The organism is Candidatus Ornithobacterium hominis (assembly GCF_900538215.1).
GTDB classification, from domain to species: Bacteria; Bacteroidota; Bacteroidia; order Flavobacteriales; family Weeksellaceae; genus Ornithobacterium; species Ornithobacterium hominis.
In genome coordinates this window covers 246,788-259,404 of sequence record NZ_UNSD01000002.1, presented here as the reverse complement: position 1 = coordinate 259,404, position 12,617 = coordinate 246,788, and the positions used below count along the sequence as shown (strand labels likewise).

9 protein-coding genes are annotated in these 12,617 nt (G+C 37.2%); 5 read left to right on the top strand and 4 right to left on the bottom strand.

What is annotated here, in order from left to right; translation table 11 throughout:
- Window positions 1–52: 52 nt before the first annotated feature.
- Window positions 53–553, bottom strand: a complete 501-nt coding sequence (locus D5J18_RS01435) for a DUF456 domain-containing protein (protein ID WP_119057240.1) — start codon at window positions 551–553, stop codon at window positions 53–55.
- A gap of 35 nt (window positions 554–588) precedes the next feature.
- On the opposite strand from D5J18_RS01435, the gene D5J18_RS01430 reads away from it, so the two are divergent.
- Entirely contained in the window at window positions 589–1,857 is a 1,269-nt protein-coding gene (locus tag D5J18_RS01430) for a mechanosensitive ion channel family protein (protein WP_119057239.1), read from the top strand.
- A gap of 161 nt (window positions 1,858–2,018) precedes the next feature.
- Here the strand turns inward: D5J18_RS01430 and fumC are convergent, their stop codons facing one another.
- Window positions 2,019–3,416, bottom strand: a complete 1,398-nt coding sequence (gene fumC / locus D5J18_RS01425; RefSeq protein ID WP_119057238.1) for a class II fumarate hydratase — start codon at window positions 3,414–3,416, stop codon at window positions 2,019–2,021.
- A gap of 166 nt (window positions 3,417–3,582) precedes the next feature.
- Between fumC and D5J18_RS01420 the strand changes: the two genes are divergently transcribed.
- Window positions 3,583–3,843 (top strand): GNAT family N-acetyltransferase, encoded by a 261-nt coding sequence (locus D5J18_RS01420; protein WP_119057237.1) that lies wholly within the window; start codon window positions 3,583–3,585, stop codon window positions 3,841–3,843.
- 273 nt (window positions 3,844–4,116) lie between these two features.
- Here D5J18_RS01420 and D5J18_RS01415 read toward each other — a convergent pair whose 3' ends face one another.
- Together D5J18_RS01415 and D5J18_RS01410 are read right to left on the bottom strand one after the other, a co-directional pair.
- Window positions 4,117–5,091, bottom strand: a complete 975-nt coding sequence (locus D5J18_RS01415; RefSeq protein ID WP_119057236.1) for a glycoside hydrolase family 130 protein — start codon at window positions 5,089–5,091, stop codon at window positions 4,117–4,119.
- Window positions 5,092–5,105: 14 nt separating this feature from the next.
- The gene (locus D5J18_RS01410) at window positions 5,106–6,377 is read right to left on the bottom strand and encodes an MFS transporter (RefSeq protein WP_119057235.1); all 1,272 of its coding nucleotides are present in this window, start codon (window positions 6,375–6,377) and stop codon (window positions 5,106–5,108) included.
- Between the two features lie 314 nt (window positions 6,378–6,691).
- Between D5J18_RS01410 and D5J18_RS01405 the strand changes: the two genes are divergently transcribed.
- The 3 genes from D5J18_RS01405 to D5J18_RS01395 are packed head-to-tail and all read left to right on the top strand — an operon-like array spanning window position 6,692 to window position 12,614.
- Window positions 6,692–9,745, top strand: a complete 3,054-nt coding sequence (locus D5J18_RS01405) for a SusC/RagA family TonB-linked outer membrane protein (RefSeq protein ID WP_119057234.1) — start codon at window positions 6,692–6,694, stop codon at window positions 9,743–9,745.
- Window positions 9,746–9,756: 11 nt separating this feature from the next.
- Window positions 9,757–11,433, top strand: a complete 1,677-nt coding sequence (locus D5J18_RS01400) for a RagB/SusD family nutrient uptake outer membrane protein (RefSeq protein WP_119057233.1) — start codon at window positions 9,757–9,759, stop codon at window positions 11,431–11,433.
- Window positions 11,434–11,447: 14 nt separating this feature from the next.
- Window positions 11,448–12,614 (top strand): glycoside hydrolase family 18, encoded by a 1,167-nt coding sequence (locus D5J18_RS01395; protein ID WP_119057232.1) that lies wholly within the window; start codon window positions 11,448–11,450, stop codon window positions 12,612–12,614.
- The last annotated feature ends 3 nt before the right edge of the window (window positions 12,615–12,617 follow it).

The window sequence follows — 12,617 nt, the reverse complement described above, 5'->3', positions numbered from 1 at the left end:
ATTTTTTTAAGGCTTAAAAAAAAATAGATTTTCCAAGCCTTATTATTTTTTATTAAAATAAGGCTTTAAATGCAGGGTTATCCCAAAGCTTGTAGATTGCAAGTGCTAATAAGCCAATGGCGGTAAGCAAATTCAGCCCATTGCTGAGTAAAAATCCTGCAAATGAGCCTAGTGCGGCTTTAAGTGCGTTTTTCATCTCTCTTCTCTGAATATATTCTGCTATGAATGCTCCTAAAAACGGGCATATGATGATGCTCACAAAGCCTAATGGGGAGAAAATGATTCCGATAATTAATCCGATACTGCTTCCCCAAATAGCGTATTTGCTGCCTCCAAATTTTTTAGTCGTATAAGCTGGTAATAGGTAATCGATGATTTTCAAAAAAACAACCCACAGAGCTATTATTATCAACCAAACGGGATGCAGTTCTATCACATCTTGATAAACAAGCAAAAAAAGACCTAAAAATGAAAAAACTAAACCAGGCAACAGTGGTAGAATTGCTCCTAATACGCCTAAAATCATAAAAATTAGACTAATCGTTATTTCCATTGTTTAAAGTTACAATTTTTAGTTAATTTGTAAACATGGAATGGTATGAAACAAAAATAGCACATGCTTATCGTAATGGCATCACCGATGAAGTCAAAAACTACATTTTTGCTCACGTAGATGGTGTTTGGGCAAATGTAGCAATGATTGTTGTAGGAATTATTTTTTTAGTCGCAGCTTTATATTTGATTGACGTCATTCTGAAGAAAATTTTTCTCTATTTCATCAAAAAACTCATCAACTTCACAAACTCAAAGTGGAGCGTTGCATTTTATAACAAACGTGTTTTCAACTCTATAATTCACTTTTTTTCCATTGCGATTGCTCGTGTACTGATGCCCTATGTGTTTTACTCCTTACCTGGAGTTGTTACTTTTTTAGACCGCACATTTTATGTGCTTTTGATTATGGTTTTCATTCAGATGTTTAATCGGATTGCCGACGCCGTATCAGAGGTGTCTGTAGATGAGAACAATTACCGAACTGTGGCTGTACGCTCATTTAGCCAATTAATAAAAATCATTACCACATTCTTTGGTGTTTTAGCCTTCATTTCCATTATGTTTAACATTGGCTATACCGAAATTTTAGGAACAATGGGAGCCTTGACTGCGATTTTGATTTTAGTCTTCAGAGACACCATTTTAGGTTTTGTATCGGGCATTCAAATTGCTTCTACACAAATGGTAAAGGTAGGAGACTGGGTAAGTATTCCTAAATATAGCATTGAGGGAAAGATTAAAGAAATCAACTTAGTTTCAGCCAAAATCCTCAATTTTGATAAGACGATTTCTTCCGTACCCACGTATGATTTGATTTCCACGGAAGTCAGAAACTTTGAGCCAATGGTTCATAGCAAAACGCGCCGCATCAAACGCGCTATCTTATTCAATGTCAAATCTTTTAAATTTTGTACACCAGAGATGCTTGAGCGGTTTAAACAAATCAACTTGATTGAAGCTTACATCTCTAAACGCCAAGTTGAATTGAGAGAATACAATCAATCTCGGGGCTATAATCCCAATAATATTGTCAATGGGATTAACTTGACCAACATTGGCGTTTTCCGAGAATACACCAAATGCTATTTGCTAGACAACCCCAATATTTCACACTCGGCAGATGATTTTTTGATGGTTCGTCAGCTAGAAGCCACACCACAAGGCTTGCCTTTGGAGATTTTTTGTTTCACCAATACTTCCGCTTGGGTAGAGTACGAGAAAATCCAGTCTGATGTATTTGATCATCTACTCTCCGCTTGCAAAGAATTTGACTTGGAAGTCGTACAAATTCTCGCATCCTAAAATTTTTTTAAGGCTTAGAAAATTTAAAATCTAAGCCATTATTTTACAAGGCAAAACTCTTTTGCAACTTAGCGATAATCTTCATTTTACCCCGATGAATTTCATTAAAAAAACCTGCAAAAAGTAAATTTTGCAGGCTTAATTTTTAAAGGCTTAGAAAATTATTTTATTTCGCCTACCATATCTTCCGGTTTCACCCATTCATCAAAATCTTCTGCCGAGACGTAACCTAAATTCACCGCTTCCTCTTTCAGCGTTGTACCATTTTTGTGTGCCGTCTGAGCGATTTCGGCTGCTTTGTAATATCCAATTCTAGTATTTAGTGCCGTTACCAGCATCAATGAATTGTCAACCAACTCTTGAATTCTTTGCTCATTAGCTTCAATGCCATTCACACAATTTTCAGTAAAAGAAACACAGGCATTGCCAATTAATTCTGCACTTTGTAAAGCGTTGGCTGCCATCATAGGTTTGAAGACGTTCAACTCATAATGTCCTTGTGTCCCACCGATGGTAATTGCTACATCATTTCCCATCACTTGCGCGGCTACCATCGTCAAAGCCTCAGACTGAGTCGGATTCACCTTACCAGGCATGATGGATGACCCTGGTTCGTTTGAAGGGATGATAATTTCACCAATCCCCGAGCGTGGCCCAGAAGCCATCATTCGGATATCGTTAGCAATTTTATTTAACGAAACAGCGATTTGCTTCAAAGCCCCGTGCGTTTCTACAATCGCATCATGCGCCGCCAATGCTTCAAACTTGTTTTCTGCGGTTTTAAACGGCAAACCCGTAAATTGGGCAATATATTCCGCTACCTTCACATCATAGCCTTTAGGCGTATTGAGACCTGTACCTACGGCCGTCCCACCCAATGCCAGTTCAGACAGGTGATTTAAAGTATTTTCCAAAGCCCTCAACCCATGAGTCAATTGGCTAGCATAGCCTGAAAACTCTTGCCCCAAAGTCAGCGGTGTAGCATCCATCAAGTGCGTACGCCCGATTTTCACAATATTTTTGAACTCATTTGCTTTCGCCTGTAGTGCGTCCCTTAATTTTTCTACACCAGGGGCGGTGACTTCTGCTATTTTTTTATAAACAGCGATATGCATTCCCGTAGGGAAAGTATCGTTAGATGATTGAGATTTATTCACATCATCATTCGGTTGTAAAGTTTTTTCACCTTCACCTATGGTTTTACCTGCGATTTCGTGTGCCCGATTGGCAATCACCTCATTCACATTCATATTTGATTGAGTGCCAGAGCCCGTCTGCCAAATCACCAAAGGAAATTCATCATCCAACTTCCCGTCTAAAATCTCATCACAAACCTGAGCAATTAAATCCCTTTTTTCTTCGCTTAAAACGCCTAGCTCTGCATTGGCATAAGCGGCAGCTTTTTTAAGATAAGCAAAGCCATAGATGATGTCTAACGGCATTGATGCTGCTGGCCCGATTTTAAAGTTATTTCTACTGCGTTCGGTTTGGGCTCCCCATTTTTGATTTTTAGGTACCTTTATCTCACCTAAAGTGTCTTTTTCAATTCGGAATTCCATAAAGATGTATTGTTTCAAATTAAGTCATAAATTTACTTAAAATTCATGTAAAAGTGAAATCTGATATTTTTTAGCTTTCAATAAAAAAGATGAATTTTGATTAAATTTTTTAAGCCTTTAAAAATTTTTGGCTAAAATTTTGCGTTCTATAAATCAAAAATAAAGAATGAGCGATTATATTGTAAAACACAGCTGCCGAAAAATTGAATTGTTCCAAAACGAAGAAAGCCTTGGCTATCTAGATTATCACGAGGGCATAGGCTCGCTCTACATTGATTACGTCTTTGTAGAACCTCAGCATCGCGGCAAAAATGTGGGTAAGAATATTGTAGAGGAGGGAATCAAATTTGCGAAAGAGAAAGGATTAACTCCAAAACCTATCTGCAGCTACGCCGCAAAAGTGATGAAAAGAAAAGGTGAAATTTGAGAATTAGTTTCGAACGCTTGTTGAGCCTTTATCTCTTGATTATGAGGGGAATAAAATTGTGATAATTTAAGTAGAATGGTTTTGAAGGAATTAAGCACAATTTCAGAAAATGACAATTTATTTTAAAAGAAATATTGATGGTCTTAAAAACAAATTTCGCCTAGTAATGCGCACGGGTATTATTATATTTTTTTAAGGCTTAGATTTTATTTAAATAAAAAAATCTTGCCTCTTGAGATGGAAACAAGATTTTTTTAAGGCTTAAAAAATTTCTTATAAACTATTGTTTTTTATAAATTCTAAAATCTCTGAAATGTGCCCAAAAGCCATAGCAACAGATGTATCTGCTGCCCCATAATATACGGCAACTTGGTCTTTTTCATCGTCAAACAAAGCGGCACAGGGGAACACCACATTGGGCACGTCTCCTGCCAATTCATACGGTGCTGCTGGGGCTAATAAATAAGGCTTGGTACGGTATAAAACCTTCGTTGGGTCTGCTTCGTCTAAAATCGCAGCTCCCATCGAGTAGCGGAATCCGTTGCAAGTATTGATGACGCCGTGATAGAACATAAGCCATCCTTCCTTCGTCAGATATGGAACGGTGCCTGCTCCAATCTTGGTGCATTGCCACGCACTTTGGTCAAACGGAGCAACTTTCATCAAGCAACGGTGCTCTCCCCAATATTTCATATCAGGGCTGAAACTGATGTAAATATCGCCAAATGGTGTGTGCCCATTATCACTCGGGCGGCTTAGCATGGCATATTTGCCGTCAATTTTCTGTGGAAAAAGTACGCCGTTCCTGTTAAATGGTAGAAAGGCATTCTCGCACTGGAAAAATTCTTTAAAATCAAAGGTGTAAGCTATACCGATGGTTGGCCCGTGGTAGCCGTTGCACCAAGTGACCCAGTAGCGGTCTTCTATGTATACAACTCGTGGGTCATATTTATAGTCAGAGTCTATCATTGATGTGTTCCCTGCTTTCATCTGAATCGGCTCGTGGTTGATTTTCCAATTTTTTCCGTCTTTGCTAAATCCAGCAAAAATATTCATTTGAACGGCTTTGTTGTCACAACGGAATACGCCAGCAAATCCATCTTCAAACGGGACAACAGCACTGTTGAAGATACTATTGGACGATGGGATACTGTAACGACTGATAATTGGGTTGTTTTGACTTCGCCACATCACTTCTGATGAGTTTTCGGGTCTGTTTTCCCAAGGTATTTGTACTTTTTGGCTCATATTTATTAAATTTTTTATTTTGATTCTATTTTATCTGGATATGTAAAAGGGACGAGGTAAGTGATTAAAAAAGCAGGAATGGTGGCAACCAAAACCCAAATGAAAAATCCTTGGTAGCCCAACCAATCACTGAGGTAGCCACTCATCATCCCAGGAATCATTACCCCCAAGTTCATAATTCCCGTAGCAAAGGCGTAATGTGACATCTGATGTGGGCCAGGGGCTATTTGCTGCATCATAAATAGCATGAGCCCTACAAAGCCAAATCCATAGCCAAAATATTCTGTAATAATGGCTGCGCTTACCCAAAAGCCACTCGATGGCTGATATACGGCTAATAGTAAATAGACAATAAAGGGCAAGTTGAAAGCACAGCATAAGGTGAAAAGTGCTCTACTTAGTCCTTTTCTGTAACTAATGTAATAGCCGCCCAATACCGAGCCTACAAGAAACGCCACCGCCCCGAACGTGCCATAGTATAGGCCGATTTCTTTTTCGGTCAGTCCCAGCCCGCCCAGTGCTACATCAGCTTTTAGAAACAAGGGAACAATTTTGATGGCGTATCCCTCTGCAAAACGATAAAGAATAATGAAAGCGATATAAATCCAAATGTGTTTTTTTAAGAAAAAACTTTTTAAAACATCACCCAAACGCTGCATTGCTTCTTGCCAAGAGCCTGTTTCATTTGATTTCTCCCCGCCAGGCAAAAATTTGATGTGATAGAAGCCAAAGCCTACCAACAGTAGCGAACAGATTGATATAACAACAGCCCAGGCATTTACGGCACCGATTTGCTCGATTAAATAGCCTGCAAAGTAAACCAGCCCACCTGTGGCAATGACTTTAGCCAAATTGTAGAAAGCTCCTTGCCAACCGATGTATTTTGCTTGCGCTTCGTTGTCTAGAGAGCTTATATATACTCCATCTGCTGCGATGTCATGCGTAGCTCCGCTAAAGGCAATTAAAAACATCAGTGCAATAGAAATGGCAAAATAATAATTAGTGTATAAAGATAAGGCCACTAAACCGAAAATAAGGCCACCCATCAATTGTGTTAAAACAACAAAAAACTTTTTGTTTTTGTACAGTTCTAAAAAAGGACTCCAAAGAGGTTTGAGTGTCCATGGGAGCATGATTAAACTCGTCCAAAAAGCAATTTCTCGATCCGAATTTCCTAAGCCTTTAAACATCAGTACGCTTACCATATTCAATACCACAAACGGCAAACCCATAGCGAAGTAAAGCGTTGGTACCCAACTGATAGGATTGAATTTATTTTTTGTCATTATTTTGAGATTATCAAGATGATAAATATTCCATCTTTATCACATTTAAACAAGCTAATTTAATGTGATTTTTTCTTTTAAAAAATTTTTAAAGGCTTAAAAAATTCTCTTTTTTTCTGAAGACACTTAAGGATTTTTAAAGCCTTTGCAAAAAGGCTATAAAGGTAATAAATTAACTTGAATGTTAGCACATGATATATTTAACACTAAAAATTTACACTTAAATTGAAGTTTATTTTCAAATTAATTTTATTTAACCTATTTTTATGGAAAATTATTAAAATTATTGTCGAAAAATAAAATTTTTTTAATCGATGAAAAAAACATGTATGACTTTAATGCTTGCCTTCTTAGTGTGCCAAACGCCAGGCTACGGGCAAGTGAATGAAAGGAACATCAATTATGAAATTAGTGCTCCTGTGTCTTTAGCGGAATTTTTAAGTTCTCTGCAGGTGCAAACCGGTGTCAAAATTAACTTTAATGCTGCGGATCTGAAGGACTTCCAGATAGAACAAGTTTCTTTCAGTAATTCTTCTATTGAAGATATTGCAGATTATTTAATGGAAAACTATACGCTGAACGTAGAGTTAGCTAATGGGGAAATGTATGTTTCTGATCTATTTGGAGAGAGCATCTACGGGACGGGCAACCAAGTTGATTTGAGCACATTAGTGGTTACAGCCTTGGGGATTAAAAGAGAGGAAAGGGCTTTGAGCTATAACGTACAGGAAATCAAGAGTGAGGAGTTGACTAGAGTTAAAGATGCTAACTTCATGAACACGCTCACAGGTAAGGTTGCTGGGGTTCAAATCAATCAAAGTTCAGCGGGGATCGGTGGTGCTACTAAGGTAGTCATGCGTGGGGCAAAATCTTTGGTAGGGGATAATAATGTGCTTTATGTAGTTGATGGTATGCCGATGATTAATCCTTCTCGAGCAGCTAGTGGTCGATTTGCCAGTCAAGGTGGGGGGGAAAGTATATCGGATTTTAACCCTGAAGATATTGAGAGCATCTCTGTGTTGACTGGACCTTCGGCAGCGGCACTTTACGGTGCTTCGGCAGCAAATGGTGTTATTTTGATTACTACTAAAAAAGGTAAAGATGGGCGTATGAAGTTAAATCTTTCTTCTACAACAGAGTTTTATCGTCCTTTTATTTTGCCCGAGTTCCAAAATACGTATGGTAATGCACCAGGTTCAGATAGAAGCTGGGGAGATAAATTGGCTACTCCTTCTACGTTTGATCCAAAAGACTTTTTCCAAACGGGGATGAATCAAACTTACTCTGCAAGCTTGTCTGTGGGTACGGAAAAAAACCAAACTTATTTCTCTGTTGCTACTACGACTGCAGAGGGTATTATTCCAAATAATGGCTATTATCGACGTAATTTCACTGCAAGAAACACTGCTAATTTCTTAGATGATAAATTACATCTTGATGTGAGTGGGAGCTACATTATGCAAGGAGATCAAAATATGATTTCTGAAGGAGGGTATTTTAACCCATTGACTTCTTTGTATCTTTTCCCTAGGGGTGATGATTTTAATACTATCAAAGCTTATGAAAGGTACAACCCTGCAAGGGGGATTAATGAGGTATATTGGCCTTATAATGTGAAAAGAAAACTATTCACAGCAGAAAACCCATATTGGATTGTAAACCGCGAATTGACACAAAGTCATAAAAATAGATACATGTTTAATTCTAGTTTAAAATATGATTTTGCTGACTGGATTAATATTACTGGGCGTGTGCGTGTAGATAATATTTATAATAAAATTGAGAGAAAATATTATGCTTCTACAGATAAATTATTTACCAATTCAGACAAAGGTTATTACTCTGCTAGCGAAGAAAAAAACATTCAAACCTATGCAGATTTAATGCTTAATGTTAACAAAAAAATTAACGATTTTAATTTGGTCGCTAACATTGGTACTAGTTATGATGACCGCGTAGGCGAAAGTATAGGCATCGGAGGTTCTCTCAATTTGATTCCTAATTTATTTTCAGCTGCCAATTTAGACCCCAAAAAGAGCGGTGTTGGCGGGCAAAGCCACAGGCAAACTAGAAATATTGCATTGTTTGGTAGTGCAGAATTAGGTTATAAAAATATGCTTTATTTAACTTTAACTGGTAGAAATGACTGGGCTTCTCAATTAGTTAATTCAAAAGAACCATCTATTTTCTATCCTAGCGTTGGTTTGTCGAGTATCGTTTCTAAAATGCTTGATTTACCAAAAGTAATTTCATTTTTGAAAGTTAGAGGTTCCTATACAGAAGTGGGTTCGCCTATCACACAATTAGGTGTAACGCCAGGTACAATAACCTATGACTTATCTCCTTCAGCAGGTTTGACGCCAAGATCTACTTACCCATTCCCAGATTTTAAAGCAGAACGCACAAAATCTTATGAAGGTGGTTTAGAATTGAAAATGTTTAAAAATAAATTAAACTTTGACTTGACTTTATATCGTTCTAATACATATAATCAGACTTTTCTTAGCTCATTACCGCCGTCATCAGGATATTCAGGCTTCTATGTTCAAGCAGGGAATGTTCAAAACGAAGGTATAGAGTTAGCTCTAGGCTTAGACCAGTCTTGGAATGATTTTAGCTGGTTTACCAACTTCACATACACTAGAAACGTTAACTTAATCAAAGAGTTAGTCAGAGGCTACACCAACCCTGTGGATGGTTCAAAGTTTGATTTAACAGAACTTTACATCAATGGAGCTCTCATCAAAGAAGGTGGAAGCATGGGAGATATTTATACTGAAGGAATCTTGAGAAGAGACGCTAGTGGTAAATTAATTGAAGGAAATTCAGGACTCTTTGAAATAGATAGAAAACAACGAATTAAAATTGGGAAATCAACTCCCGATTTCACAATGGGTTGGAACAACCAATTTGGATATAAAGGATTTAATTTAAGTTTTGTAGTGACAGGTAACTTTGGAGGAATCGTAAATTCTGGGACACAAGCTGTGCTAGATGCTTATGGTGTTTCTAAAGCAACGGCTGAGGCTAGAGACAAAGGAGGTGTTACCATTGATGGACATACATACGATGCAGAAAAATATTATAGCACAATTGGAGGAGAAGAGTTAATGGGTTATTATACTTATGATGCTACCAACGTGAGATTGCAAGAAGCTAGTTTAGGCTATGCTTTTAAAGGCGATTTATTCAACAATGTTATCAATAAGTTAACGATATCTCTAGTGGGTAGAAATTTATGGATGATCTACAACAAAGCTCCATTTGATCCTCAGTCAACAGCTTCTACTGGGACTTATAGAAGTACAGAATTTTTTATGACTCCAAGTTTAAGAAGTTTTGGTATTAACGCTAAAATAGATTTTTAAAAAAAATAAAAATGAAAACAAAATATTATAACATATCAAAAATTACTGGTCTTTTCTTGTTTTTAGCATTATTTTCAATTTCAGGCTGTTTAGGTGACTTTGAAGAGATCAATAGAAATAAATTAAGACCTACCGAAAAAGAAATAGACTATGATGGCGTTGCTTCTGGAGGCTATTTCACTGATTTCCAAAAAAGAATAATCCCCACAAGAGGGCGAGGAGAAGGTACTGATAGAATTAATGAATATCAGATCACTTTAAACCTAGCTTCTGATAGCTGGGCAGGGTATTTTTCTCCAACGCTTAATAAATTTAACAACGGGAATAACTTTACCACTTACTACATGATTGTAGGATGGGTAGATTACACTTACACTACCATGTATAGAAATATTGTTAACCCTTGGTTTCAAATTAGACAACAAACCCACGAAGTCAAAAAAGACCAAGACGGGAATGTGACTTTCGAGAAAAAAGACATTGTAAATCAAAGCACATATTCCATCGCTCAAATCATCAAGATTATGGGGTTACATAAAACGACTGATATGTTTGGCCCCCTACCATACAGTAAAGTCGGTTCTGGTTCATTTTTAGTTCCTTATGATTCACAAGAAGTTATCTACCGTTCATTTTTTAAAGAATTACAAGAAGCTATAGAAACATTGAATATCTATGCTAATAATCAAAGCACCCTATTAAAAAATTATGATGGTGTTTACCACGGAGATGTGAATAAATGGATGAAATTAGGAAACTCATTGATGCTTAGATTAGCCATGCGTGTGAGATACGCTGATGAAAGTTTAGCAAGAGAATATGCGAATAAAGCAATTACTAACCCTGGTGGCCTTATCGAAAACGTGGCTGACATTGCAATGCTAAAGTCTGAAGGAAACTTTGAATATGATAATTCACTAAAACTAATTTCGGATGGCTATAATGACACTCGAATGGGAGCCACCATCCAAACTTATCTCAAAGGCTTCAATGACCCGAGAATTGCTTCTTATTTCAGAAAAGGAAGTATTAATAATCAAAATGATTATTTTGCATTACGAGCTGGAATACCAATGCCAAATAATGTAAAAGCACACAATAGCTTTTCTCTTCCAAATATAGAATCAGAAACACCTGTATATTGGTTCAAAGCTTCTGAAACTTATTTTCTAAAAGCTGAAGCAGCCCTTTACGGGTTAATCGGTGGAAATGCAGAGGAATTCTACAACCAAGGGATTAAGACCTCATTCCAAGAGAATGGCGTAGCTTTAGGTGATTACTTGACAAGAGATGCCATCCCAGCTTCATTTGAAGATCCCTTCAACTCTGCCTATAATGCACCAAGACCAAGTGGTACTAGCAAAAAATGGAGCTCTGCAAGTACTCAAGAGCAACATTTAGAGCAAATTATTACTCAAAAATATTTAGCTATTTTCCCTGATGGGCAAGAAGCTTGGTCTGAGTGGAGAAGAACGGGGTATCCTAAGCAAATTCTTGTTTTTGAAAATAAAACTAACCAAGGAATTCTTACTGGAAACGGTTCTAACCAAGGAGTTAGAAGATTTCCTTTCCCTCAATCTGAGAAAATTCAAAACACAGAAAACGTTGCTAAAGCAGGAGCTTTATTAAATGGTCCTGACAATTCAGCGACTAGACTTTGGTGGGATAAAAACCCAAATATTAACTAATTAAAATAATATATATGAAAACGAAATATTTAATATTATTCATTTTACCTTTTCTGTTTTTCAGCTGTAGTGATTGGACTGAAACCGAGAAAATTGATATCGAAAAAGAACAACCTGCCATTTTAGCTCAATTAAGAGCGCGTGATATGAAAAAATGGGCAGAAGAAAGAAACCTTCAAAAACAAGAAGATGAAGACACAAAAGCTTATAATGAGCGTATAGCAAAAATGTATGATAAGTACTGGGAAAATATTAGAGCTTATAAAAAATCTGACCACCCTATCGTTTACGGTTGGTTTGGCGGATGGAGTGCTACAGAAGGAATTCCTAAAACTCAACTGGCTAGTTTACCAGACAGTGTTGATGTTGTAGCCATTTGGGGAGGGACAACGCCTTTTGAAGAAGGTAGTGCCAAATGGGCTGATTTGAAGTACGCACAGGAAGTTAAAGGAATCCGTGTTGTTTTATGTTGGCAAACAGGTACTGCAGGACTTGGTCTACCTGGCACTGTTGAAGGCTTTAATGAACGTCATAAAGACAAAAATAACTTAGAAAAAGCTAAACAATACGCTATTGAATTGACTGATTTCATCAAAAAACATAACTTCAACGGTTATGATATCGATTGGGAACCTCATGTAGGTAACCATAGTGGCTGTGGTAATTTATATTTCGATTGTGAAAACGAATCAGGAGAAGGTACAAACAGTGCTGCTCCAGCAAAAATATTCATCGAAGAAATGGCCAAAAACTTTGGCCCCAAACAAACCACAGATTATAACCCGAGAGGAACTGGAACTTTATTCATGTTTGACGGTGAGTTAGATGATATGGCTAGGAGATTCCCAGAGCATGGCGAATATTTCGATTATTTTGTAGAGCAAAACTATAATAGGGTATCTGAACAATATCGTAACTATATGCCTATGATAAAAGATTATGACAAAAGCAAACATTTATTCAGTGATGAATTTGAGAAAGCAGGAGCCAAAGGTGGAGTTTGCCATCAAGTAAATGGTTTATCTTGTGCAGAACAAAAAGCTCATTTTGTGAAACGAAACGGCTATGGTGGCTGGGCAGCTTATCATATAGAATTAGAACAAGAGGCTAATTATAAATATACTCGAAAGGTAATCAGAATTCTTAACCCAAGAGATATTTACAATAATTTCTTACCCTAAAAA